This is a genomic window from Mycolicibacterium pulveris, assembly GCF_010725725.1.
Taxonomy (GTDB): Bacteria; Actinomycetota; Actinomycetes; order Mycobacteriales; family Mycobacteriaceae; genus Mycobacterium; species Mycobacterium pulveris.
Map to the genome: position 1 here is coordinate 4,762,210 of NZ_AP022599.1, position 24,642 is coordinate 4,786,851.

Annotated in this window: 18 protein-coding genes; 12 read left to right on the top strand and 6 right to left on the bottom strand. The window is 66.8% G+C overall.

Features of this window, described 5'->3' with window-relative positions; translation table 11 throughout:
- Window positions 1–70 precede the first annotated feature (70 nt).
- The gene (locus G6N28_RS23085; protein ID WP_163904377.1) at window positions 71–9,901 is read right to left on the bottom strand and encodes an ATP-binding protein; all 9,831 of its coding nucleotides are present in this window, start codon (window positions 9,899–9,901) and stop codon (window positions 71–73) included.
- 124 nt (window positions 9,902–10,025) lie between these two features.
- On the opposite strand from G6N28_RS23085, the gene G6N28_RS23090 reads away from it, so the two are divergent.
- The 4 genes from G6N28_RS23090 (at window position 10,026) to G6N28_RS23105 (ending at window position 14,071) form a co-directional block, all read left to right on the top strand.
- A complete protein-coding gene (locus tag G6N28_RS23090; RefSeq protein WP_163904379.1) occupies window positions 10,026–11,162 on the top strand; it encodes an alkaline phosphatase family protein in 1,137 nt (378 codons plus the stop codon).
- Window positions 11,163–11,405: 243 nt separating this feature from the next.
- On the top strand, window positions 11,406–11,960 hold the full coding sequence (locus G6N28_RS23095) for an NlpC/P60 family protein (protein ID WP_163904381.1): 555 nt from the start codon (window positions 11,406–11,408) through the stop codon (window positions 11,958–11,960).
- Window positions 11,961–11,991: 31 nt separating this feature from the next.
- Entirely contained in the window at window positions 11,992–12,738 is a 747-nt protein-coding gene (yaaA, locus tag G6N28_RS23100; RefSeq protein WP_163904383.1) for a peroxide stress protein YaaA, read from the top strand.
- Window positions 12,739–12,784: 46 nt separating this feature from the next.
- On the top strand, window positions 12,785–14,071 hold the full coding sequence (locus tag G6N28_RS23105; protein WP_163904385.1) for an HNH endonuclease: 1,287 nt from the start codon (window positions 12,785–12,787) through the stop codon (window positions 14,069–14,071).
- Here G6N28_RS23105 and G6N28_RS27225 read toward each other — a convergent pair.
- Complete coding sequence (locus G6N28_RS27225) at window positions 14,068–14,346, bottom strand: hypothetical protein (protein WP_235674669.1); 279 nt, start codon at window positions 14,344–14,346, stop codon at window positions 14,068–14,070. The two genes, G6N28_RS23105 and G6N28_RS27225, sit on opposite strands and share 4 nt — an antisense overlap.
- A 326-nt stretch (window positions 14,347–14,672) precedes the next feature.
- On the opposite strand from G6N28_RS27225, the gene G6N28_RS23115 reads away from it, so the two are divergent.
- Window positions 14,673–15,533 carry an oxygenase MpaB family protein gene (locus tag G6N28_RS23115; protein WP_163904389.1) on the top strand — a complete coding sequence of 287 codons (861 nt, stop codon included), beginning with the start codon at window positions 14,673–14,675 and terminating at the stop codon, window positions 15,531–15,533.
- Window positions 15,534–15,539: 6 nt separating this feature from the next.
- Here the strand turns inward: G6N28_RS23115 and G6N28_RS23120 are convergent, their stop codons facing one another.
- Window positions 15,540–17,171: a fatty acid--CoA ligase gene (locus G6N28_RS23120; protein ID WP_163906569.1), complete on the bottom strand. Its 1,632-nt coding sequence runs from the start codon at window positions 17,169–17,171 to the stop codon at window positions 15,540–15,542.
- A 129-nt stretch (window positions 17,172–17,300) separates the two neighbouring features.
- Between G6N28_RS23120 and G6N28_RS23125 the strand changes: the two genes are divergently transcribed.
- From G6N28_RS23125 to G6N28_RS23135, 3 genes are all read left to right on the top strand, one after another.
- A complete protein-coding gene (locus G6N28_RS23125; protein WP_163904391.1) occupies window positions 17,301–17,540 on the top strand; it encodes a hypothetical protein in 240 nt (79 codons plus the stop codon).
- Window positions 17,541–17,610: 70 nt separating this feature from the next.
- Window positions 17,611–18,459, top strand: coding sequence for a hypothetical protein (locus G6N28_RS23130; protein WP_163904393.1), 849 nt, complete (start codon window positions 17,611–17,613; stop codon window positions 18,457–18,459).
- A 38-nt stretch (window positions 18,460–18,497) separates the two neighbouring features.
- On the top strand, window positions 18,498–19,454 hold the full coding sequence (locus G6N28_RS23135) for an alpha/beta fold hydrolase (protein WP_163904395.1): 957 nt from the start codon (window positions 18,498–18,500) through the stop codon (window positions 19,452–19,454).
- Here G6N28_RS23135 and G6N28_RS23140 read toward each other — a convergent pair.
- The gene (locus G6N28_RS23140) at window positions 19,409–19,633 is read right to left on the bottom strand and encodes a hypothetical protein (protein ID WP_046751766.1); all 225 of its coding nucleotides are present in this window, start codon (window positions 19,631–19,633) and stop codon (window positions 19,409–19,411) included. The genes G6N28_RS23135 and G6N28_RS23140 overlap by 46 nt on opposite strands.
- A gap of 42 nt (window positions 19,634–19,675) precedes the next feature.
- Here G6N28_RS23140 and G6N28_RS23145 point away from each other — a divergent pair, with 42 nt between their 5' ends.
- Window positions 19,676–20,173: a macro domain-containing protein gene (locus G6N28_RS23145; RefSeq protein ID WP_163904397.1), complete on the top strand. Its 498-nt coding sequence runs from the start codon at window positions 19,676–19,678 to the stop codon at window positions 20,171–20,173.
- Here the strand turns inward: G6N28_RS23145 and G6N28_RS23150 are convergent.
- Complete coding sequence (locus tag G6N28_RS23150; RefSeq protein WP_163904399.1) at window positions 20,170–21,441, bottom strand: competence/damage-inducible protein A; 1,272 nt, start codon at window positions 21,439–21,441, stop codon at window positions 20,170–20,172. The genes G6N28_RS23145 and G6N28_RS23150 overlap by 4 nt on opposite strands.
- Window positions 21,442–21,479: 38 nt before the next feature.
- Here G6N28_RS23150 and G6N28_RS23155 point away from each other — a divergent pair, with 38 nt between their 5' ends.
- Entirely contained in the window at window positions 21,480–21,866 is a 387-nt protein-coding gene (locus G6N28_RS23155) for a PaaI family thioesterase (protein ID WP_163904401.1), read from the top strand.
- 87 nt (window positions 21,867–21,953) lie between these two features.
- Here the strand turns inward: G6N28_RS23155 and G6N28_RS23160 are convergent, their stop codons facing one another.
- Window positions 21,954–22,703, bottom strand: a complete 750-nt coding sequence (locus G6N28_RS23160; protein ID WP_163904403.1) for a glucose 1-dehydrogenase — start codon at window positions 22,701–22,703, stop codon at window positions 21,954–21,956.
- Window positions 22,704–22,772: 69 nt separating this feature from the next.
- On the opposite strand from G6N28_RS23160, the gene G6N28_RS23165 reads away from it, so the two are divergent.
- Window positions 22,773–23,846, top strand: a complete 1,074-nt coding sequence (locus G6N28_RS23165) for an NAD(P)H-dependent amine dehydrogenase family protein (protein ID WP_163904405.1) — start codon at window positions 22,773–22,775, stop codon at window positions 23,844–23,846.
- A gap of 15 nt (window positions 23,847–23,861) precedes the next feature.
- On the top strand, window positions 23,862–24,626 hold the full coding sequence (locus G6N28_RS23170; RefSeq protein WP_163904407.1) for an HAD family hydrolase: 765 nt from the start codon (window positions 23,862–23,864) through the stop codon (window positions 24,624–24,626).
- Window positions 24,627–24,642: the final 16 nt, after the last annotated feature.

The window sequence follows — 24,642 nt, forward strand, 5'->3', positions numbered from 1 at the left end:
TCACCCGCTTTATGCAGCCGTTTGGCTGCATGTATGACTATAGGCAGCCGGGCGGCTGCATGTCAATGGTTCAGGCCGTCTCGTCGAGTTCGTCGAACCGTGCCAGGGCCGCTTCGAGATCGATCTCGTCGAATAGTTCGCATCGACTGATCCGGTCACCGTCGACGGTCGACAAGGCGATCTCTCGCCACTCGACTTCAAAGCCGTGCGCCGAGGTTGCGCATGCGGTGTAGGTGACGACAGCTCCCCTGCCGTTCAGGCGGTGCACGGCCGTGATGTGGACCCTGAACTGCGGTGAGTCATCCAAGAGTGTTCGGAGGTACGTCTGCAGGTCGCCGGGTGCGAACGCGATCGCGCCCCGCCGGTGGTCAATGCTCACCCAGTCGGGCGTCACGTCGGGTAGCCGATGACTGTTCACGGCCGTGATTGATCCTGCGACCGCCGACCACGTCCGGGCGTGCTCCGCCGCTTCGCCGGCGACATAGCGCGCGTCGAGTTCTGCGAAGGCGTTGTCGGTGTCATCGACATCGAAAACGACAGTGGATGTCACGAAGCGCTGGTCTGCGTCCAGCTCGACGAGTTGGAGTACCTCGGTGTGAAACCGTTGGGCGCGTACACGGTTGAGGGCGAGGCGCTGCCCACGTGTAGCGGCCGCCGCCGATGTGATGTCACCCGTCCCGATGTCGACAACCGCACGCATATTCGCGACGAAGGCTTCCCTACCCCGTCGGAACCCGTCATTGATGACACGCCGGCGGTCGTCGGCGAATATGTCAACGGCGAGTAACTCTGCCATCGCGTCCCACTCGCGTGCGGCGCAGTGCATCCAGATCCGCTCGAACATCTTGCTGGCAGCGTTGCCCGCTGGTTCCGAGGGCCGACTGAGCTCATTTAACCGTGCCAGCGCGGCGTCGATGTCTGGCTCTTCGAACACCTCGAGTCGGTTGATGCGGCTACCTTCGAAAGTCAGCAGGACCACCTGCCGCCACTCTGCGTCGAACCCGGTTCCCGAGATCCCCCGAGCCGCCGTGGTGACAACGGCCCCGAGGTGGGTCAGGCGATGGACGGCCTCGATGTCGACTTTGAACTCTTCGCCGAGATCCCACCCGGCACGGATGTATGGGCCCAGGTCACCGGATGCGAATGCCGTCGCACCGCGGTGATCGAGATTGACCCAATCCGGTGTGGTGAGGGGTAGTTCGTGCCGGTTGAGTGCGGCGTAAGCGTCAGTGACTTTTGACCAGGTGTCCGAATAGGCGGCCGCCTCGCCCGCCACGTAACGCGCGTCGAGTTCCCTGACGGCCGCGTCGATGTCGTCAGGATCGAAACGTATCGAGGTACGCACGAGGTTGTCATCGTCAACTTCAGTCAGCGTGAGGTGCTCGCCGGTGATCGGTTGATCCGTTGCCGTGGCATCGCGGTATGTGTCTCGGGTCAGTGAGAGCCGAGCTCCCCTTATGGCAAGCGGCGCGGTTTCCAGTCGCATTCTCTTCGTGATCTCGAACAGCGCGCGCACTACTTCTGGCTGCGCTGTTCCTTCGTCACGCAGACCTTTTCGTCGATCCTCGTAACGGTTGTCGGCGGCCGCGACCGCAAGGAAGCCGTCGACGTCGCGGCGGTTGGTTGCCTCGACGATCCGTGTCCAGGCGAGCGTAGCGGCGTTCACGAGTGGCGTCGTGCGCCGGCTGAGTTCGTCGAGTCGCGCGAGCGCTGTGTCGATGTCGGCGACGTCGTAGAGTTCGCATCGGCTGATCATGCCGTCGTCGACCGTCTGCAGGCTGACATCCCGCCATTCGGCCTCGAAACCCTCGCGTGAGGTACCCCGCGTGACGCCGGTCAACACCGCGCCGGCCTCGGTGAGGCGATGCACCGCTTCGATGTAGATGCAGATGTCGGAGGTGTCGTCCCATGATGCGCCGAGGAAAGCGATCAGATCCCCTGGCGCGAAAGAGCTTCCATGCCGGTGATCGATGTTCACCCAGTTTGGAGTCACTCGAGGTAGCTCACGGTTGTTGACCGCGTTGAACGAGTTCACGATCACCGACCAGGTCTGGGCGTACTCGCCCGCTTCGCCGGCGAGGTAGCGGCTCTCGAGTTCGGCGAATGCCGCGTCGACGTCATCGGCATCGAAAAGCAGCGAACGGCTGACCAAGCCGCCGTCGTCGACTTCGGTGAGCGTCAGATGCTCGGCCGTGATCGGCTGGTCGGGCTCCGTGGTATCGCGGAAAATGTCGCGGGTCAGCGCTAAGCGCGATCCTCTTGTCGCAAGGGGGACGACCTCGAGCATCCAGCCTGCCGGAACCTTGTTCAACCCGTATGTCACCCTGTGCAATTCGGTTCCCCGTGCCTCGTGACGCAGACCCTTACGCCGATCCTCATAGTGTCCGTCAGCCGTGCCGAGTGCGATCACCCCATCGAAGTCGCGGCGGTTCAACGCGTCGGCGACCAATAACCGGCTCTGGGTCGCTGCATTGTCGAGTTGTGAAGCCCTCCCGGAGAGCTCATCGAACTTTGCGATCGCGGCGTCGAGATCTGTCTCGTCGAACCGCTCGCTTCGACCAATCGCGTTGCCGTCGACCGTCGATACGACGATCTCCCGCCACTCGGCTTCGAAGCCGTGTGTCGAGGTCGCGTACGCGACGTGCGTGAGCACCGCCCCAATACCGTTCAGCCGGTGCACTGACTCGATGTATGCCTTCGCGTCGGGATAGAGCTGCCAGGTCGCTTCAGCGATCGACATCAGGTCGCCAGGCGCCACCGCGATTGCGCCACGTCGGTGATCGACGTTGACCCAGTCCGATGTCACGTCGGGAAACCGATGGTCATTGACCGCGCTGTACGAGGCAACGATCGTCGACCATACCTGCGCATACTGGAGGGCCTCGCTTGTCAGATATCGGGAGTCGAGTTCCTCGAAGGCGGCATCGATGTCGGTGAGATGGAACATCACAAGGGCGTGGAGTCTCTCGTCTGTATCGATCTCCAAAACGCCCAGCCACTCGTTGTGAAACGCCTCGGAGTGGTCGTCCTGGCGCGACCAATGGACACGCGCGAGGGCCAGGCGTGGACCGCTGGTCGCAATCGTGGCCATGGCCATGTCGGTGAACCCGACTTCGGCGGCCGCCTGCAAGTCTTCGATCTCGGCGTGCGGACCGTGGCGTACACCGGCGTTCACGGTCCGCCGCCGATCGTCAAGGAGAAAGTTGTCGGCGAAGATCTGGCACATAGCGTCCCAGTCGCGAGCCGCGAAACATTCCCTGAAGCGCTTGTACACGTGGTGTGCCGCGTATTCCGGCAGGGATGCCGAACGCTCGAGTTCGTCGAATGTCGCGACCGCGGCGTCGATGTCGGACTCATCGAAGAGTTCGCAGCGGCTGACCGTATCACCGTCGACTTTGACAAGATGAACGTCGCGCCATTCGGCGTCGAAGTCTTCTCGCGAGAGCCCGTGCGCGACATGTGTGACAACCGCTCCGACATCGCTGAGTCGATGTACGTCCGCTATGTAGATCTTGGTGTCGGGCGAATCGTCCCATGCGGCTTGGAGGTACGCCGCCATCTCGCCGGGGGCGAAGGCCGCTCCGCGACGATGGTCGACGTTTTCCCATTCTGGTGTCGTCGCGGCGATCTCTCGCCGGTTGAAGGCGGCGTAGGCGCTGACGATCACTGACCACGTCCGGGCGTGGGGGGCCGCTTCGCCGGCGAGGTAACGCGCGTCGAGTTCCTCGAACGCGGCGTCGATGTCGTCCGGGTCGAACGTGACAACCGTCGCGATCCGGTCGTCGGCGTCGATTTCCACGATCTGCAGAAGATCGACGCGGAACGCATCGGGATCGTCATCACCGAGCACGTATCGGACACGAGTGAGGACGAGGCGTTCTTCTCGGATCGCGACGGGGTCTGATATCGCTTGTGGGCCGCCGAGTTCGACGGTCGCACGTAGAGCTTCAACGAAGGCGTCCCGGCCATGAAGGCCGGCGTTCACCACCCGACGGCGGTCGTCGCCGTGGAAGTTGTCGGCGACTTTGTCCGCCACTGCGGCCCAGTCGCGTGTTGCGTAGGCGGCAAGCAAGCGGTCACCCACGCGGCAGGCCGCATTCTCCAGTCGCGGTACCGGTCGACTGAGTTCATCGAAGCGAGCCAGCGCGGCGTCGAGGTCATCGGCATCGAATAGCTCGCAACGGTCGATCAACTGCCCGTCGATTGTGACAACGATGATGACCTGCCACTCCGCGTCGAAGCCTTCGGTGGTCGTTCCGTACCCGGCGTGAGTCAGGACCGCTCCGTTTTGGGTCATCCGATGGACCCGCTTGATGTACATGCGGCCGTGCGACATGGCAGCCCAGGAGTCCCGGAGGTATGTTGCCATGGCGCCCGACTGAATCGTCGCGATCCGACGACGATCTTGGTCCGCCCAACCCGGTGTTGCGGGCGGGAGTTCGTGCCGGTTGAGTGCCTCGTAAGCCTGTGTGAGGACTGACCACGTCTCGGCGTACGGTGCCGCCTCCCCGACGGCGTACCTTTCATTCAGCTCGGCGATGGCGGCATCGATGTCGTCGACATCGAACGCCACAATTGCGGCGATCCGCTCATCGGAATCGACCTCCACCAAATGCAGAACATGGACCTCAAATGCGCCCGGCTGTTCGTCGCTTACCCCGTAGTGGACGTGCGCCAGAGCCAGGTGCTCTCCGCGGATCGCTATCGTGGTTGGCGACGCCGCACTGATCCCGAACTCAAGTCCCACACGGTGACTTTCGATGAGAGCGTCCGGCTCACGAATATCGAGTTTCACGACCGATCGACGGTCGTGCCCGTGGAAGTCGTCGGCAAACAGGCTTGCCATGGCGACCCAGTCCCGGTCTGCGAACGACTCGAATAGTCGTTCAAGCACCCGGGCCGCCGTGTTCTCCACGACCTGCGGCGGTCGGCTGAGTTCGTCGAAGCGTGCAAGCGCGGCGTCGAGATCTGCCTCGTCGAACACTTCGGCACGGCTGACGAGGCCGCCGTCGACCGTCACCAGGTCGACACCCCGCCACTCCGCGTTGAACCCGATGTGCGACGTTCCATGTGCTGTCCAGGTGACAACGGCGCCGAGTTCGTTGATTCGATGCACTGACTCGACGTAGACGTTGATGCCCTGGTCGAAATCCCACCCGGCGCTGATCACATCCGTTGTCATCGACGGCAGTTGGCGCCGATTGTGCGCGACGAACATAGCCGCGATCGTCGACCACGTGCCTGAATGCTCGGCCGCTTCGCCTGCGGCGTATCGAGTATCGAGTTCGGCGAAGGCAGCGTCGAGATCGTCGGGCGCCAAGTCGATCTTGGCGACGATCAACGCGTCAGCGCCGACTTCGGTGATCTCGAGTGCTTCGGCCCAGAAGGGGGCGCTTCCTGCGGCGGGCTTTTCAAAACGCATGTGGCTGAGGCAGAGACGATCGCCTCGCAGTGCGATCGTCGTCTTGGTGATGTTGGCGCCTAAGGCTGCGATCGCGCGAACATCTTCGACCATCGTTTCGCGGCCGCTGGTCACGCTGCGAAGACCCTGCCGCCGGTCGTCGAGCTGCATGTTCTCCGCGAACAGTGCACCGACCTCGTCCAGGCGATTGTCGACATAGAGACCGATCAACCGATCATCGACGCGAGTCGCGGTGTTCTCGAGCGGTACTTGCCGTTCTGTCGCCTGGAACCGGGTGTGCACAACGTCGAGTTCGGCGACAGCAGCGTCCATGTCGTCGGTGTCGAACCACACGGACAGCGCTATGCGGCCCACTTCATCGACGGCGAACAGTTGGAGCATCTCGTCCCGCGGTGCCCCTGGGGTCTGGTCGGAAGTGCGCAGCTCTACTCGGGTCAGTGCGACGCGGTCACCTCGCGTGGCAACAATCACGCGACGGTGTCGGCGCGGAAACAGTTCGCGGTAGCGACTAGTTTCGCGCTGAGGGACGGACCGTAGTTCGACACGGGGAAAGCCGACGATCTTCCGTCGGCTCTCAATGGAGATGCCTTGTGACACCAGCCGGTCGACTTCGTCCCAGGCTCCCTCAGCGATCGCGGCATCCAGCCGCGTAAGCGCACGCACGCAGGCGTTGTCTAGCTCGACGGTCGTGGTGTCCGCAGAAGTCGGTGCTGTCGGAGGTTGCGCGCCGAAGGCGGTCCGCGCCTTCTCCGCAAGTGCCGCGGCGCCTTTGCGTTCATATAGCGCCAGCGCTTCCTGTGCGGCCGCTCGTGCCCCCGAGACATCGCCGGCCGCTCCCAGTACCGTCGCCAGCGCCAGGCACGCGTCGCCGTGATCGACAAGAGCATCGGTGCGGCCGGCCAACGCGACCGCTTCCTCGGCCACCCGGCGTGCCTCGTCGTGGACACCGCTGTGCGCCAGCAACTGTGCTCGCACACTGCGCCAGGCGATCGACGGCTTCAGCGCGTGGCCGGCGAGACGTTCACTCTCCGTGCATAGTTCGTCGGCTTCGGCGGCTCTGTCCAGTGCGAGGCATGCGCGAGCCAGCAACGCGGCGCTCTCGGCCGTGTCGGCATCGAGGCGCATCCGCCGAAAACCGTCGTAGGCCCGGCGCAGACACGGCTCGGCTGCCGCGGGTTCGTCGGCGACGAGCTCGACGATGCCCGCGAACTGGTCAACTTCCAACAAGGCGTGTCGCATACCGAGTTCGGTGAGCGTCCGTCGTGCCGACTCGATCAGGTGCCGGCCCGCCGCAGCGCGTCCGCGAAACGCGTCCAGCACCCCCTGGCACCTGGTCGACGTCGCCTCCACGACCGGCGAACCCGTCGTGATCCGCAGCAGCCGAACCACGTCCAGACACCGCCCGCCCGCGCGCGGAACCGGATTGGGGCCCCAGAGCGCGGCCAGCGGAGCACCGGCCAGCACCGCGTTGACCCGCCGGTGCTCCCCCGAGCGTCGCGCAGCCGTGAGAGCCTGATCCAACGCGGATTCGCAGTCGGCAACCCGCCCTAGGCGAGCTAGGCATCCGGCCCGCACCGTGTGAGCGTTGGCCTCGCCCGCGGCGTCGTCCATTCCGGCCAGCGTTTCGGCGGCCAAGGCGACTGCCGATTCGATCTCGTCCAACCGCTCCGGATCGGTCAGCATCGAAACCTGACCATCGAAGCTGGTCCCCCACGCTGCCAGGCGCGCGGAATCACCTGCAGCCTGCTGCAGTTGGGCAACTGCACCCTTCGCCGACACCACATCACCGGCGGCGAGCAGCGCTTCACAGCGGGCAATGAGCAGTTCGGCCTGCAAATCCTCGCGGTCGGCCAGCTCGTCGTCGAGCTCATCGAGCGCGTGTAGTGCTCTGTCGTAATGATCGGCGGCGCTTTCGTAAGCCAGTCGCGCCATCGCCTGGTCCGCCGCCCGCCGGCAGTAATGGACAGCCTTGGCCGCATTGCCCGCCCACGCGCATTCGAAGTAGTGATAGGCGAGTTCGTCAAGGAGGTCCTCGTCGGCGCCGGGTTCGGCCTCGAGCGTTGCGGCGATGTGCTGATGCAGCCGCATGCGCCGCACCGACGGAAGCTCGGCGAGCAAAGCCTGCCGCACGAGGGCATGGTTGAACCGGTAGCGGCCGCCCTGCTCTTCGATGACGATGCCGGCTTTGCACGCTTCGTCGAACGCGTCGACGAGGTCCTGATCCATCACCCGCTCGACGAGGTCGATGGCGAATCTGCTGCCCACGACCGCGGCCGCGGCCAGTGCCTTGTTGGTCTCGGACTGAAGACGAGAAAGCCTGCGACTCACAGCCTCCCGGACACCTTGCGGCAAGGTGCTGGGATCCCAATGGCCGCCGCTCTCGTCGACGTGACGGAGTGCCTCGATGAGGAAGAACGGGTTTCCGCCTGTGACCGACGCCAATGCCTGGGCGAGCTCCTCGTCGTCGTAGCCGGCCTCGACGACATATTCGGTGACCTCGTCTTCGTCGAGTCCCCCGAGCGCGAGGCGATCGGCGGAGCCGTCACGGTGAAGGTCGGCGAGCATCGCGGCCAGTGGATGGGAGCGGTCGAGGTCGGTGCTGCGGTACGTGCCGACAATCTGGACACGAGCGTGCTCGCCGAACCGCAGCAGATGGCGCATCAGCAGCAGGGTCGGTTTGGCGGCCCAATGCAGATCGTCGAGGACCACGACGATGGGCGCGGCCGCGGAGGCGATTCCCAGCAGCCCGACCACTGCGTCGAAGAGCGCATAGCGTTCGGTGTCCGGGTCGGCGTGATGCGGCGCCGCCAAATCGGGCAACACATCGGTCAGCCGCGGAACCAGCGGAAGCAGAGCCTCGACGCCGCGTAGCCCGCGCAAGCGGTCGGTGCCGAGGGACGGAACCAGCGACCGAAGCGCTTCGGCGAACGGCTGGTACGGCGCACCCAGATCCTCGTCGCACCGGCCGTAGAGCACGACGGCGCCCTGCTCGTAGGCCTGGCGTGACCATTCGCCGGCGAGTCGCGTCTTGCCGACACCCGGTTCTCCGGCGATCAGCACGGCGCGCGTGCCGGCGGCGAGCGTCACCTGCCATGAGCTCAGAAGTCGGCCGAGCTCGTGGCCGCGCCCGACGAACGGGCCGGGTCCGGCCAGTACGGCAGGCAGTGCTGGGCGTTCGAAGGGCTCTTCGGATGTCACCGAGGGAGATTCGTCGGCCTGCAGACGAAGTTCGAACACGTGCTCCGGGCGCGCGAGGTTGCGTAGCTGGCGCGTCCCGAGATCGGCCAGCACAACGTCCTCGGGGAGCGAGTCGATGACCAGTTCGGCGGTGGCCCCCGAACACAGGATCTGGCCGCCGGCCGCAAGGGAACGCAGCCGGGCGGCGCGGTTGACCGCTCGACCGAAGTAGTCGCCGTCGCGAAGCTCGACCTCGCCGGTGTGCAGCGCAACGCGAACACGCATGGGCTGCGCGAGATTCCAGGGCTCCAGGCGAATCGCTTCCTGCAGATCGACAGCAGCCATCGCGGCCCCGGAAGGCCGGTCGAAGACCGAGAACGTCGCATCTCCTTCGCCGCGGGTCTTGATCAGCCGCCCTCCGCGGGAGGTGACGACCTGCTCGACGATCTCGTCGTGCCGCGCCAACGCGACCGCCATCGCCTCCGCGTCAGCCTCCCACGCCGCCGTCGACCCCTCGATGTCGGTGAGCAGGAAGGTCACCGCACGTGTCACTGAAAGCTGCGGTGCCACAGGAACTTCCAGTGCGCTGTCCTGCGCGACGATCGCGGCTTCCAAGCGGCGAAGATCCGGGCCGGGATCGACCCCGAGTTCGTCGGCCAACAGCGATCGAGCCCTCTGATAGGCGCCGAGCGCTTCACCCTGCCTGCCCGCTCGGTAAAGGGCGAGCATCAACTGACCCCAGCGCCTTTCGCGCAGCGGTGCTTCGGCGACGGCCGCTTCGAGCTCACCGATGATCTCGGCGGCCCGCCCCGTCGCAAGCACCGCGTCGGCGCGATCCTCCACCAGCGAGGCATGGCCCTCAAGCCAGCGTGTCTTCTCGGATGCTCCACGTGGGCCGTCGGGCAGTTCGGGAACGCCGCGCCAGAGCGCCAACGCCTTGTCGAAATGCGCGACAGCTTGGCCGGCATCTCCGGCGGCGATGGCGTCGCGCCCTCTTCTGATCGCCGCCGTGTACCGCATGGCATCGACCTCCGCCGTGCACAGCGTCCAACCGGCGCCCTCCGTGACGATGAACCCGTCGCCCAGGGCACGCCGAAGTGAAGAGATATGAGTCTGCAGGGCTTTCGCGGCGGTGCGGGGCGGCTCGTCGCCCCACAGCAACTCGAGGAGCACGTCTGCGGACACGACCGTGCCGCCGTGCAATCCGAGCATCGTGAGGACGGCGCGAGGCTTCGCGCCCGGGATGGTCACCGGCAGGCCGTACTGCCGGACCTGGAGAGGACCCAGAACCCCCAGCTCCACCTGTTGAAGCGTAATCACCTGAGCATCGTCAGTACGGCGATTCAACAGACGGTCAAGGCCGGGTAAAGGCAGCCGATTGCCTAGTCAAAGACCCTGGCCGGGCCGGCTGTGGCAGGCTCGGCTCGTGGACCTGCCACAGCCCGATCCCGACCTCCCTCACCTGGCCGACGTGGTGCCGTCCGTCCTCGCCGCGATGGGAAGTGCGGGCTTCGAGGCCCGCATCCCGCTGCGAGGTGACATCGCGGGTGCGTGTGTGCTGCTGATCGACGGACTCGGAGCCGAGCTGCTCGACGCCCACGTGGCCGACGCGCCCGTACTCGCCGGGCTGCGAGGACAGACGCTGCAGGTCGGGTTTCCGTCGACGACGGTGGCCGGGCTGACGGCCTTGGGCACCGGCTGCCGCACCGGTGAACACGGCCTGGTGGGCTATTCCTTCCGGCTGCCCGACGTTGGGCTCATCAACCCGTTGCGGTGGAGGCCGCACCCGTGGGGAGACGACCTTCGGGTTGAGGTGCCGCCGGAGGACGTGCAACCGCATCCAACGGTGTTCGAACGGGCGACGTCCGCCGGCGTGGCGGTCAACATCATCTCCGGCGCCCAGTTCACCAACTCGGGTCTCACCCGGGCTGCGCTGCGCGGCGGACAGTACGTCGGCGTCCACGCACTCGGTGACCTCGCATCAAGGGTGCGAGAGACCTTGTCCGCCAACGGGTTCTGCTACGCATACCACAGCGAGCTCGACCTGCTCGGCCACTTGTACGGGCCGGGCTCGGCGGCGTGGCGGATGCAGCTGCGTCATGTCGATCGGCTGGTGGCGTCGATTCTGGAGGAGATGCCGCCCGGTCGGCTGCTCGCCGTCGTGGCCGATCACGGCATGGTGAGCGTGGACCCCGCCGACGTCGTCGACATCGATGATCGCCAGGCGCTGCTCAACGGTGTGGCGGCCGTCGGCGGCGAGCCGCGGGCCCGCCACGTCTACATCGAGGACGGCGCGCTGGCTGACGTGCTCGTGACCTGGCAGGAGTCGCTGGCTGATCGGGCCTGGGTGGTGTCTCGGGACCAGGCGATCGACGCTGGTTGGTTCGGTGAGCGGGTCAATGATGCGGTCAGGCCGCGTATCGGTGACGTGGTGGCCGCCGCGCGGGGTTCGGCCGCGATGGTGCGGCGTGAGATCGAGCCGATGGAGTCATCGCTGATCGGGCATCACGGGTCGCTGACGTTCGCTGAGCAGGCGGTGCCTTTGCTGCTCGCCTATGGTTGAGTGATTTTTTTCTTGATCTCGAATTACATGGTCAACAAAGGATTTTCGCGATATCCGTTGAGTGATACGTTGTAATTCGCTTGAACGGGTTACTGATTGGCTGTTGGCATTCGATGTTGCTACGCGGGAGCGAAAAACTGTCACGCTCAATGCCATTCGTGAACTGCGCAATATGCATGAGCGTTTGTGAATGCCATCACAGTTTTTGCAGGCCCGCAAATCGCTCTGTTAACGTCCGGCCGCATGTTTGCTATCGCGACGCTGCTGGCGCTTGTGAACCAGGTGTCGGGCACGCCGTATGTCACCGGTGGCGACTCCCCCGCCGGTACGGACTGCTCGGGCCTGGTCTCTTGGGTCACGAACGCGGCAACAGGACGACCGATTTATGGTGACCGGTTCCACACCGGGAACATCGAGAGCGCACTGCGGGCGCGTGGGTTTCAGTACGGGACCCAGCCTGGCGCCCTGGTGGTCGGCTGGAACAGTGGCCACACCGCGGTGACACTGCCCGATGGCACTGCCGTCTCTGCAGGTGAAGGCGGCGGGGTGAAGGTCGGCGGTGGAGGCGCTTATCAGGAGCAGTTCACCAAGCACATGTTCCTTCCCATGCCGCCGGAACAGCCGGTGCATCCGGACGCGCCGCCTGCCCCGGTGGTGCTGATGGGTGCCGAGCATCCGCCGGCACCTGGAGCCCCGCCGCCACCCGCGGACCCGTTCGCACCGCCGCCACCGCCGCCGGGGATGCCGCCGCCGCCCGCACCGGGCGCACCACCGGCACCCGATATGCCGCCGGCCTGACCCCGGCGCTCGCCCAGATAATCTCTGCGGCGTGATCGTCCTACTGCCGCCGTCCGAGACCAAGCGAGCCGGGGGCGACGGGCCACCGCTGCGACTGGAATCGCTGAGCGGTCCCGAGTTGACCCCGATGCGCGCCGCGTTGGTCGACGACCTCGTGGAATTGGCAGAGGACCGCACAGCGTGCCGAAAGGCGCTCGGGCTGTCGGCGTCGCAGGATGCCGAGATCGATCGCAACGCCGAACTCCGCACGGCGGCCACCCTGCCCGCGATCCGTCGCTACACAGGAGTGCTGTACGACGCGCTGGACATCGAGTCGCTGCGGGGCGGCGCCGCCGCCCGCGCCAGAGAGCGGTTGGTCATCGGCTCCGCCCTGTTCGGGCTGTTGCGTGCCGACGATCAGATCCCCGCATACCGGCTCTCGGCGACCTCGAAGTTGCCGAACGGGCCAACGCTCGCCGCTCGATGGCGACCGTTGCTGGAACCGGTGCTCGCGAAGCTGGCCGAAAGCCAATTGGTGGTCGATCTGCGTTCGGGCTCATACGCATCGCTCGGCAGGCTCGCCGGCGCGGTGCGCGTCGACGTCGTCGCCGAGGATTCCGGTGGCGCGCGCAAAGTGGTCACCCATTTCAACAAGGCCCACAAGGGCAGGTTGGCCCGAACCCTGGCGGCGTCCAGGGGCGAACCCGACGACGCCGCCGCCGTCGCGACGATCGCGCGGCGCGCAGGCATGCGGGTGGAGCGGAACGACAACGATCTCACCGTGATTGTGCCCGCCTGACGCTGCGGGTCCGGGATTTGTCGGACCCCTTGTTTAGGTTCGAGTCATGTTCGATATCGCGCAGTTGGCCTCGGTGGATGCGGGGGCTGATGAGGCGGTGTTGGTCGAGCGGATCGCGGTGTTGGAGCAGGTGAAGTCCGCGGCGGCGGCCGGTCAGGCCCGTGCTGCGGCGTTGTTGGATACCAAGCGGCGCGCGGGCGAGGCCGCGGCGGGGATGCCTCGCTCGAAGCAGGGTCGGGGGTTGGCCAGTGAGGTGGCGTTGGCACGCCGGGATCATCCGTCGCGTGGGGGCCGGCATCTGGGTTTTGCCAAGGCGTTGGTGTTCGAGATGCCGCATACGTTGGCGGCGTTGGAGTGCGGGGCGCTCTCGGAGTGGCGCGCGACGCTGATCGTGCGTGAATCAGCCTGCCTGACCGTCGAGGATCGGCGCACGCTGGATGCCGAGATGTGCGCTGACATCGCCGCCCTGGACGGCATGGGTGACAAGCAGGTGGAGGCCGAGGCCAAAAAGATCGCCTATCGGCTGGATCCGCAGGCGGTGGTCGATCGGGCGGCCAAAGCCGAAAAAGACCGCAATGTCAGTATCCGCCCGGCCCCGGACACCATGACCTATGTGACGGCGTTGTTGCCGGTGGCTCAGGGGGTGGGGGTGTATGCGGCGTTGAAGCGCTCCGCGGACACCACGTTCGATGACCGTTCGCGGGGTCAGGTGATGGCCGACACGCTGGTGGAGCGCGTCACCGGTTGCCCGGCCGAGCAGCCTGAGTCGGTGGCGGTCAATCTGGTGATCAGCGATCAGACCCTGCTGGGTGACGATGAGCACCCGGCGGTTGTGGACGGTTATGGACCGATCCCGGCGGCGGTGGCGCGCAAGGTGGTGGCTGCCGCGGTGGCCGACAAGAACGCGGTGGCTTCGTTGCGGCGGTTGTATCGGCATCCCGAATCGGGGGCGTTGGTGGCGATGGAGTCCCGCGCGCGGCGGTTTCCCAAGGCGTTGGCGTTGTTTATCGGGTTGCGGGATCAGCGTTGTCGCACCCCCTACTGTGATGCCCCGATCCGTCACCGCGATCATGGGGTGCCGCATCATCGCGGCGGACCCACCAGCCGAGTCAATGGGTTGGGCGCGTGTGAACGCTGCAATTACGTCAAGGAAGCACCGGGTTGGCGGGTCACCTGCTGTGAGGTCGACGGGGTGCACCAGGCCGAGTTCATCACCCCCACCGGAGCGACCTACAACTCGACCGCACCACCGCCACCGGGTGGACCGCCGATCACCGTCAGCGAAGTCGAAATGCGCATCAGCATCGACCTCGCCGCCCTCCACGCCGCCTAAAGTTTGGCGATCAGATCGGTGGTGTAGAACTCGGCGGGGTTCTGGGAGAAGGGGTCGGGACGGGTGACGAACACCCACACCCCGGTGGCGCCCGGTTCGATCGCGTCCGACAGCGTCACCGCGCCGGCGCCCGCCCCGTCGGTGTGCAAGGTGGCCTGCGCGACACCGGGGTCGGCGCCCCAGCACGGCGCCGAAGACGGCCGAGGCACCTGAATCAGCCGTACCTCGTAGGGGATGTTCGGTATGGCCAGCACCAGCTGGACGTCAGCGCTCACAGACGAGCCGTCCGACCGGATATTGGCGGTGGGTCTGCCCTGACCCGTCGGGCTGTTGTAGTCGGTTTCGCTGAAGTCGCACCGGCGCAGTATCTGAGAGAACGGCATAAATGTGTTGTCTGAAGCCCCCGCGGCGCCGACACCGTTCGTCAGTGCAGGCGCCAGAGGCGCCGCGACCACAGCTGCCGCCGCCACGATCACAGACCGTGTCAATTTCCGCACGTCATTACGTTAAACCACCCGCGCGTGCCCGTGTACCGGTTCGCGTCCGGTAGCGCGGTGACACCCAATGTCCGCCCAATGTCGAAGTCCGTACTGTTGACGGCATGACGGTGCTGCCGGATCTGGACGCCGTGCGCAAGAACCTGGGACGCAGTCTGTTCGGAATGGTCGCCGGCCCCGAAGGCCCCGCCAACCGAGTGCGCATCCACGACACCCCCGGGCCGCGCTGGTTCGACGAGGACCGCCCGATCCGACGCGTGCACGCCGACGCGTCGATGTTCGTCGGCGGGCTAAGTGCCCTGCTGCTGCAGTCACTGCATCCGCTGGCGATGGCCGGCGTCGCCGACCACTCCGACTATCGCGCCGATCCATGGGGTCGGCTGCAGCGCACCAGCACGTTTCTGGCCGTCACAACCTTCGGTCCCGCTGCCGACGCCCAGCGAGCCGTGGACCGGGTACGCGGCATCCATCAGCGTGTCCGCGGCGTCGCCCCCGACGGGCGGCCGTATCACGCCGCCGATCCGCACCTTCTGGAGTGGGTGCACATCGCCGAGACCCACAGCTTCCTGCTGGCCCATCAACTCTACGGCGCGGAGCCGCTCGACCAACGCGGCCGCGACGGCTATGTCGCCGACACCGCGCGCGTCGCCGTCGCGCTCGGGGTACCCGAGCCGCCACGCACCGAAAGCCAACTGGCTCAACGGATCGAGGAGTACCGGCCCGAGCTCCGCGGCACCGCCGCGGGCCGTGACGCCGCCCGGTTCCTGCTGGTGACTCCCCCACTGCCGCTCGTCGCACGCGGACCCTACGGCGTGCTCGCGGCGACGTCTGTGTCGATGCTGCCCGCGTGGGCGCGAAAGCCGCTGCTGCTGCCCTACTTCCCGCCGATCGAGGCGACTGCGATCCGGGTGGCGGGCCGGGTTCTCGTCGGCGGCATCCGATGGGCACTCACCGCCACACGTTGAGCCCTGTCACTCCCGGCACTCGATGACCTGGAAGCCACCATCGGCATACTGCGACCGGATGCGCTTCTTGTCGAACTTTCCGACGCTGGTCTTGGGAACTTCGTCGATGAACGTCCACCGTTCCGGAAGCCAGAAGTGAGCTACCTTGTCGCACAGATGCTTTCGCAGCTCCTGCGGTGTGACCGAGGTGCCCTCCTGGACGACCACCGCCGCCAACGGCCGCTCCTGCCACCGCTCGTCGGGCACCGCCACCACGGCCGCCTCCCGCACGGCCGGATGATCCACGAGGCGCAACTCCAACTCGACCGAGGAGATCCATTCCCCACCGGACTTGATGACGTCCTTGGCGCGGTCGGTGAGGGTGATGAAGCCCTGTGGGTCGATGCGCCCGACGTCGCCGGTTCGCAGCCAGCCGTCGTCGAACTTCTCCGGATCGGCGTCACGGTAGTACGACGCGGTGATCCACGGGCCACGGATTTCGATCTCCCCCACTGCCTTTCCGTCGTTGGGCAGCACGTTGCCGTCGTCGTCGACCAACCGGGTCTCCACCCCGCACATCACCCGGCCTGCCGACGCGCGCAACGTCCAATGATCGGTTCCGGTGACCTCCGGCGGCGGCGTGGCCACCGCCGCCAATGGTGACGTCTCGGTCATCCCCCAGCCTTGACGGATCACCACGCCGTGGTGTTCCTGGTACTCCTTCATCATCCCGAGCGGAACCGCCGAACCCCCGCAGACGACAAGCCTCAGCGACGAAATGTCGTGACCGGGGTTGGCGTGCAGGTACTGCAACACATCGTTCCAGATGGTCGGCACGGCCGCCGCGATCGTCGGGCGGTGGCGTTCGATCATGTCGACCAGCGGAGCGGCCTGCAGAAACCGATCGGGCAGCAGTTGATCGGCGCCCGCCATCATCGCCGCATACGGCTGCCCCCATGCGTTGGCGTGAAACATCGGCACCACCGGCAACACCCGGTCCCCGTCGGCCAGGCCGATCGCGTTGGCCATGCACACCGCCATCGAATGTAGATAGCTCGACCGATGGCTGTACACCACACCCTTCGGGTTTCCGGTGGTGCCGCTCGTGTAACACATTGCGGCCGCGCTCTTCTCGTCCAGATCAGGCCAGTCGTATTCGACCGGCTTGCCGGCGATCAGGTCGTCGTAGCGGACCACGGTGCGCCCCGATTCCGCCAGCGGGCCCAGATCACCTTCGCCCACCGCCACGACGGTGTGCACCGTCGTCATCGCCGGCAGCATGGGGGCGAGCAACGGCGCCAGCGACATGTCGACCAGCAGCACCGAATCCTCGGCCTGGTTGGCGATGAACGTGAGCTGATCGGCCATCAGGCGAATGTTGAGCGTGTGCAGCACCGCGCCCATGCACGGGGCGGCGAAGTACGCCTCGAGGTGTTCCTGGTTGTTCCACATGAACGTCGCCACGCGCTGACCCGGGGTCACCCCGAGTTCCCGCAGCCCGTGGGCCAGCTGGGCCACCCGCGCACCGAGCTCGCCGTAACCGGTGTCACGGTAGCCGTCAGGCGTGGCCGTGATGACCTTGCGATTCGAGTAGAAGCGGGTGCCGTGCCGAAGGATCCCCGTCACCGTCAGCGGAAAGTCCTGCATCGTGCTGTCCATGAACCACTCCCAAGACAGGTGCCAGCTCGCGATGAGCGCCATGATGGTCGATGCCGCGGTGGTTTGGCGGGAATTGGCGGGAAACGGAAAAAGGCGCACGACCGCGACCCTTCCCCTACCGTTTCAGGCGTGGAAGCACACCCCGCAAAAGCCCCCGATCTGATCCCGGTCGAGGCACTGCGCCCAGGTGACCCCATCACCGACGTCAACGGTGGCGGTCAGCATTACAAGGTGTTGGAATCCAAGGTCCTCGGCGAAGGCTGTGTGGTCCTGGAACTGGAATCCAAGGCCGACGATCAGCTGCGGGTGATCGAGATGTCGTTCCCCGCCGGGTATCAGGTCGGCAGGTCGCCGCGACACTTCTGGTAGTCGCCCACCGGCGGTCGGTGTGTTGGGCTTACATGATTAGCTCAACGTGTAAAGACCGATGGGAGTGCGCATGCTGCGAGACATCCGTGAGCTGACCGATTCGCCGGAGGAGTACGCCGCCGAGCTTCGCCGCCGGTGGGGCGGGCTACTGAGCTACCGCTACATCGGCCGCCACTACGCAACGATGGACCTCGGCCCCGAGGACAACACCGTCACGGTGCGCCGCGACATGCGCAACTCCACTGGCGGATTGCTGTTCGCCGTGTTGGGGATCTCGGCTCCGGAAAGCGGACACATGTCTGATCTGGAGGCCGTGCCCAATCCCGTCATCCACTCCTGTCAGATCCTCGACCCCGGGCGCGACGTCGCGCGCTTTGAAGTCATCTCCGAGGAACTTCGGCGTGGCCGGCAGATGGGGTACAGCCGCGCGACGATCGTCGACGCCGACAACCGCGACCGGGTGCTTGCGCTCATCGAAGGCCAGGGCGTCAGCATCGGCACCCCGCCCGACGGTCTGCAGCGGATGGAAGCCAACCCGCTCGATATCGTCGACTCCCCCGACCTGCCCCCGCTGTGGCAGGTGTTCGGCGGCTTCCGCAGGGATGACGGCCATTGGGCACTGCCCGAGCTCGCCGTCGAGGTGGCGTCGCCGGATGCGGCCCTGCACATCGGGCCGCAGTTCGTCATGCTCGAGACCGCCGCCGCCGACGCGGCGGCCACGTTCGCGGGCAGCGACCGGCTCCAGGGCGTGTCGACCCACGTCATGTTCCTGGCCCGCGGAAAGTCCGGCCCGTTCCGGCTGGAGACCGAAGCGATGGCCGGCACCGACGGCATGGTCGCCGTGCGCGTGCACATGCACGACGAAGGGACGGACGACCGCCTGACCACGGTGGCGTCCTATCTGTTCCGGACGCTGTAGCCGCGAAGGCGCCACCGGCCGCGTGAGACACTTTTGGTATGAGTGTCGCAATCGCCCGCCCCAAGCTCGAGGGCAGCATCGCCCTCGGCGCTGACCGCCGCATCGGTTTCGCCGAGTTCGGCGACCCGCGAGGACGGCCGGTGTTCTGGCTGCACGGCACCCCCGGCGCCCGTCGTCAGATTCCGATGGAGGCTCGCGTCTACGCCGAGCGCTCCGCGATCAGGCTGATCGGCGTCGACCGGCCCGGCATCGGTTCGTCGACCCCGCACCAGTACCAGTGCGTGCTGGCCTTCGCCGACGATCTGCGCACCATCGCCGACACCCTCGGCATCGAGAAGATGATCGTGATCGGCTTGTCCGGCGGCGGCCCCTACACGCTGGGCGCCGCGGCGGCCCTGCCCGACCGCGTGGTCGCCGCAGGGGTCATCGGCGGGGTTGCGCCGACGGTCGGTCCCGACGCCGTCGCCGGTGGGTTGATGGGCAACGTCGGGTCGCGGGTGGCGCCGCTGCTTCAGGTCGCGGGCGTCCCGATCGGAGTGGCGGCCAGCGCGTTGATCCGGGTGATCCGGCCGGTCGCCTCGCCGGTCGCCGATCTGTACGGTCGCGTGTCGCCGGAGGCCGACCGGCGACTGCTGGCGCGTCCGGAGGTCAAGGCGATGTTCCTCGACGACATCCTCTACGGCAGCCGCAAGCAGATGGCCGCCCCGTTCGCCGACATCGTCGGCTTCGCCCGCGACTGGGGGTTCCGGCTCGGCGACATCGCGGTGCCGGTGCGCTGGTGGCACGGCGACGCCGACCACATCGTCCCGTATGCCCACGGCCAGCACGTGGTGGCGAAGCTGCCCGACGCCGAGCTCTATCCGATGCCCGGCGAAAGCCACCTCGCCGGCCTGGGCCGCGCCGAGGAAATCCTGCGGACCATGACGAAGGTCTGGGACGAGTCCTCAGGTCAGCGTTTGAGCCAGCCCACGACGGTGTCGAGGTCCCGGGAGTAGGCCATCAGGATGTCGTCGTGGTACAGCGCGCCGCCGCTGATCGCGTCGTCACCCTGCCAGATGACGTGGATGCGCACCGGGCTGCGCGTGTAGTAGTCGACCCGGTCCGAGTCCCTGCGGTGCCAGCCGGCCTCGGTGGCGAACTCGGATAGCTGCCCTCGTTCGACGATCGCCGTCATTAGGTATTCCTCCTGTGTCGCCCGGCGAGAGACGATACCCCCATGATGGAACTCGACGTGCTGCAGGCCGACGTGACCCAACTCGACGTGGACGCGATCACGAACGCGGCCAACACCCAGCTCCGGCACGCCGGTGGGGTGGCCGCGGCCATCGCCCGCGCCGGCGGCGCGGAACTGCAACGGGAGTCCCGAGAGAAGGCGCCTATCGGGCTTGGTGAGGCGGTCGAGACCACCGCGGGTGACATGCCCGCGCGCTACGTCATCCATGCGGCGACGATGGAACTCGGCGGGCCCACATCAGCCGACATCATCGAGCGGGCCACGGGTTCGGCGTTGGCCAAAGCCGATGAACTCGATTGCCGGTCGTTGGCCTTGGTGGCTTTCGGCACGGGGGTCGGCGGGTTTCCGCTCGAGGAGGCCGCGCGGCTGATGGTCGGCGTCGTCCGGCGCCATGAGCCGAACAGCCTGCAGCGGGTGGTGTTCGCCGTCCACGGTGATGCCGCGGAACGGGCGTTCAAGGCCGAGGTGGACCGCGGTTAACCCGGGTCGCCGACCAACGTGCGGCGCAACAGATGCATCGCGACGGTCGTCGACCGCTCGCGGACATCGGCCCGGTTACCCGGCAGCCGCAGGGTCCGGGTCACAGTGCGTCCGTCGGCCATCATCAGGCTGAAACACACTGTGCCAACCGGCTTTTCAGGGGTTCCTCCGCCGGGGCCCGCGATGCCGGTGATCGCGATCGCGGTGTCCGCGCCGAGGCGACGCATCGCGCCGGCGGCCATCGCCTCGGCCACCGGCTCCGACACCGCGCCGTGGGTCTCGATCAGCGCGGGGTCGACGCCCAGAAGCTCGGACTTGGCCTGGTTGGAGTACGACACCACTCCCCCGGCGACGTAAGCCGACGATCCGGGCCGTTCGGTCAGGCGGGCGGCCAGCAGGCCTGCGGTGCACGATTCCGCGGTGACGATCCAGCGCCCCGTCAACAGCCTGGCCACCTGTTCGTCGACGGTGGAGCCGTCCTCGGAGAAGATGTCGTCACCGTGGCGTTCGCGCAGCAGCGCCATCAGGTTCGCGTAGGCGTCGGCCGCATCGGGTTCGTAGCGGGTCACCATCTCGATCTCGCCGCGGCGCAGACAGGTGGTGATCTCGAGGCGGTCGAACCCGGTCACACCGCGCTCGGCGGCGCGTAGCGTGTCGGCGAGCGCGGACTCCGGCAGGCCGAACATCCGCACCGTCTCCTGCCGGTACGCGGTGCGGTGTGCGATCGCTTCCTGCACGGCGGGGGTCTGTACCGCCATCTTCCACATCGGCTGCAGCTCGCGCGGCGGGCCGGGCAGCACGATGACCGTCGGCTTGCCGGGCACCACCACCCCGGGAGCCGTGCCGACCGGTTCCAGCACATGCGCGCCCTCGGGGATCAGGGCCTGCTTGCGGTTGGCCTCGCGGATGGCCTCGGGATCGACATTCGGGAAGCGCACCATCAGGCGCGCGACGATGTCGGCGATCATGTCCTCGACGCGACTGTCCAGCTTGAGTTCGCGGCCGCAGAACCGGGCGACGGTCGCCACGGTCATGTCGTCGGCGGTCGGGCCGAGCCCACCGGTCGTCACGATCAGGTCCACGCCCTCGGCCGCCAGAAACCGCAACTGGGCTTCGATGTCGCCTGGGCGGTCACCACAGATCGTGATGTGCGCCAGCTCGACGCCGAGCTCGAGGAGGCGGTCGGCGACCCAGGGCCCGTTGCGATCCTGGATGCGGCCCGTGAGGACCTCGGTGCCGGTGACGACAATGCCCGCGCGTGCGCTCACGAGCTACGAGACTACGCCGCCCGGTAATGTCGTTACCCATGACGGCGCCGAGGTCGCTACGCGAACTGTTCGATCAACTTGGACTGACCGAGGTCCCGTCCTCCGACGACACCGTGGTCATGGAGATGCCCGTCGACGAACGCACCGTCAACACCGCGGGCGGCTTGCAGGGCGGCCTGATCGCCACGATGGCCGACGTCACGGCCGGCCAACTCGCGTCGCGGGCCACCCCGTTCGGGATGAGGATCGCCACCACGGACCTGTTCATCCGCTATCTGCGCCCGATCAAGGTCGGCCCGGCCCGCGCGGTCGCGCGCATCCTGCGGACCGGTAAGCGCTCGGTCGTTGTCCAGGTCGACGTCTACCGCGGCAACGACGACGAGCTCGGCGCCACCGCGACGGTCAACTTCGCCGCGGTCGACTGAGCCACCGCCTCTCACCCCGCGCCGAGTGTGTGTTCGACGCACGCCCGGACCGCGAACAGCGTGCGGGTAACCCACGTTCGGCCGGGGTTATCCGGCCGGCAGCTGTTTGTGGGGCACGTCGGCGACCAGGCCGCCGTCCATCACGAACTCCGCGCCGGTGGCGAACGACGATTCGTCGCTGGCGAGGAACAGCACGAACGTCGCCACCTCCTCGACGGTGCCGGGCCGGCCCAGCGGCGCCTGCACCATGTCGTCGGGCAGGTGCTTGGTCATCGGGGTCCGGATGAAGCCGGGGTGAATCGAGTTCACACGAATCTTGTTGTGCGCCAACTCGAGTGCCGCCGACTTGGTCAGCCCCCGCACCGCCCACTTCGAGGCGACGTAGCTGTGCACCCAGGCGGCGCCGCGCAGACCCTCGATGGACGAGACGTTGATGATCGAGCCGCCGCCCGCGGCGGTCATCGGGTCGATGACAGCCTTGATGCCGAGCATGGTGCCGGTCAGGTTGACGTCGAGGACGTTCTGCCACTTCTGCACGTCGAGCGTCTTCAGCGGCCCCAACGCCACGATGCCGGCGTTGTTCACCAGCACGTTGAGGGTGCCGAAATTCTCGGTCGCGGTCGAGACCGCGGCCTGCCACTGGTCGTAGTCGGTGACGTCGAGGTGCACGTAGCGCGCGGCCTCTCCGAGTTCGTCGGCCAATGCCTTGCCCTCGTCGTCGAGGATGTCACCGACGACCACCTTGGCGCCCTCAGCCACCAGCATCCGGGCGTGCGCGGCGCCCATGCCCCTGGCGCCACCGCTGATAAGTGCAACTTTTCCGTCCACGCGTCCCATGAGGGGCCAGGCTACAGGGCGCACGTGCTACAAGTAGAACCTGTTCCAGTTCGGGCGAAGGGAAACAGGGTGGCCATCCGCGTCGCACTCATCGGTACCGGAAACTGCGGCAGCCTCGCGCTGCGGCAACTCATCGAGGACAGCCGCTTCGATTTGACCGGCGTGTGGGTGTCCACCGACGCCAAGGTCGGCAAGGACGCCGGGGAGCTGGCCGGGCTGGACGTCACCACCGGCATCACCGCGATCAACGACCTCGACGCGATCATCGCCGCCAAACCGGACTGCATCGTGTACTGCGCGATGGGCGACACCCGGCTGCCTCAGGCGATGGCCGACATCCGCCGGATCCTGGCCGCAGGCATCGACGTGGTCGGATCCGCACCCGGGGTGCTGCAGTATCCCTGGCAGGTGATCCCTGACAAGTACATCGACCGCGTCGAGGACGCTGCGCGCCAAGGCGATTCGAGCATCTTCATCACCGGCGTCGATCCCGGCTTCGCCACCGACCTGCTGCCGTTCGCGCTCGCCGGCACGTGCCAGCGCATCGAGCAGATCCGCACCATGGAGATCGCCGACTACGCCAGCTACGACGGCGCGACGGTGATGTTCGAGGTGATGGGCTTCGGTAACCAGATCGGCGACTTTCCGCTGCTGTTTCAGCCAGGTGTGCTCAGCATCGCGTGGGGCACTGCGATCCGGCAGCTGGCGGCCGGCCTCGGCGTCGAGGTCGATGAGATCAAAGACTCCGTTGAACAGGAACCGGCCCCCGAGGATTTCGACGTGGCGGTGGGCACCATCAAGAAGGGCACCGTGGCCGCGCTGCGCTTCCAGATCGAGGGCATGGTCAAGGGCAAACCGGTGATCGTCGTCGAACACGTCACTCGGCTGCGGCCAGACCTGCGCCCGGACTGGGCGCAGCCCGCACAGCCGGGAGGCTCCTACCGCGTCGAGATCGTCGGCGAGCCGTCCTACGCCATGGACATCTGCCCGACCAGTAGCAACGGCGACCACAACTACGCGGCGATCCTCGCCGCGGCAGGCCGCATCGTCAACGCCATCCCCGACGTCCTCGCGGCGCCACCGGGTATCCGGACCACTCTGGACATGCCGCTCGTCACCGGTAAAGGCTTGCTGCGACTTTAAGTAGTCTGAAGCGCGATGAGCGCCCAATCGGTGGCACCCGACCCGATCGCGGAGATCGCCGCGAGCCCGCCCGGCCCGCAAGTCGGTGCGTTCTTCGATCTGGACGGCACGCTCGTCGACGGGTTCACGGCGACCGCGCACGCTGCCGACCGCATCAGGCGCAGGCAGGCACGCATCGGTGAGGTGCTCGGCGTCATCGAGGCCTCGCTGCGATATCGGTTCGGCCGTATGCAGTTCGAGCGGCTGCTCACCAGGGCCGCCGGCTATCTGCGCGGAGAATCGCTGGCCGAACTCGACGCGCTCGGCGAGCGGCTGTTCGCCGAACGGGTGGCGGCGCGCGTCTTCCCCTACATGCACGAGATCGTGCAGGCGCATCAACAGCGCGGCCACACCGTGGTGCTGAGCAGCTCGGCGCTGACCATCCATGCCGAGCCCGTCGCCCGCTTCCTCGGGATCGACCACGTGCTGTGCAACCGGTTCGAGCTCGACGATGCCGGCCTGCTGACCGGCCGGATCGCCAAGCCGGTGATCTGGGGAAGACGGAAATCTTCTGCGGTGCAATCGTTTTGCGAAAGCAATGACGTCGATCTGCAGCGCAGCTACTTCTACGCCGACGGCGACGAGGACGTCGCGCTGATGGTGCGGGTCGGCCACCCCAGGCCGGTCAACCCGCGCCCACAGCTGGCCGCGATGGCCGCTGAGCAGGGCTGGCCGGTGCTGCGGCTCGCCGGGTCGGTGCGTCGACGCCGGTCGCTGCGCAGGCTTGTCGGCTACGACTGACTGATGCCCGTAGTGC

What these genes read in the sequence shown, in the direction of transcription:
- G6N28_RS23145 (WP_163904397.1), top strand. Translation starts at nt 19,676, where the DNA reads ATGATGGAACTCGACGTGCTGCAGGCCGACGTGACCCAACTCGACGTG.
- G6N28_RS23095 (WP_163904381.1), top strand. Translation starts at nt 11,406, where the DNA reads ATGTTTGCTATCGCGACGCTGCTGGCGCTTGTGAACCAGGTGTCGGGC.
- G6N28_RS23115 (WP_163904389.1), top strand. Translation starts at nt 14,673, where the DNA reads ATGACGGTGCTGCCGGATCTGGACGCCGTGCGCAAGAACCTGGGACGC.
- G6N28_RS23140 (WP_046751766.1), bottom strand. Translation starts at nt 19,633, where the DNA reads ATGACGGCGATCGTCGAACGAGGGCAGCTATCCGAGTTCGCCACCGAG.
- G6N28_RS23120 (WP_163906569.1), bottom strand. Translation starts at nt 17,171, where the DNA reads ATGGACAGCACGATGCAGGACTTTCCGCTGACGGTGACGGGGATCCTT.
- G6N28_RS23105 (WP_163904385.1), top strand. Translation starts at nt 12,785, where the DNA reads ATGTTCGATATCGCGCAGTTGGCCTCGGTGGATGCGGGGGCTGATGAG.
- G6N28_RS23160 (WP_163904403.1), bottom strand. Translation starts at nt 22,703, where the DNA reads ATGGGACGCGTGGACGGAAAAGTTGCACTTATCAGCGGTGGCGCCAGG.
- G6N28_RS23130 (WP_163904393.1), top strand. Translation starts at nt 17,611, where the DNA reads ATGCTGCGAGACATCCGTGAGCTGACCGATTCGCCGGAGGAGTACGCC.
- G6N28_RS23170 (WP_163904407.1), top strand. Translation starts at nt 23,862, where the DNA reads ATGAGCGCCCAATCGGTGGCACCCGACCCGATCGCGGAGATCGCCGCG.
- G6N28_RS23135 (WP_163904395.1), top strand. Translation starts at nt 18,498, where the DNA reads ATGAGTGTCGCAATCGCCCGCCCCAAGCTCGAGGGCAGCATCGCCCTC.
- G6N28_RS23155 (WP_163904401.1), top strand. Translation starts at nt 21,480, where the DNA reads ATGACGGCGCCGAGGTCGCTACGCGAACTGTTCGATCAACTTGGACTG.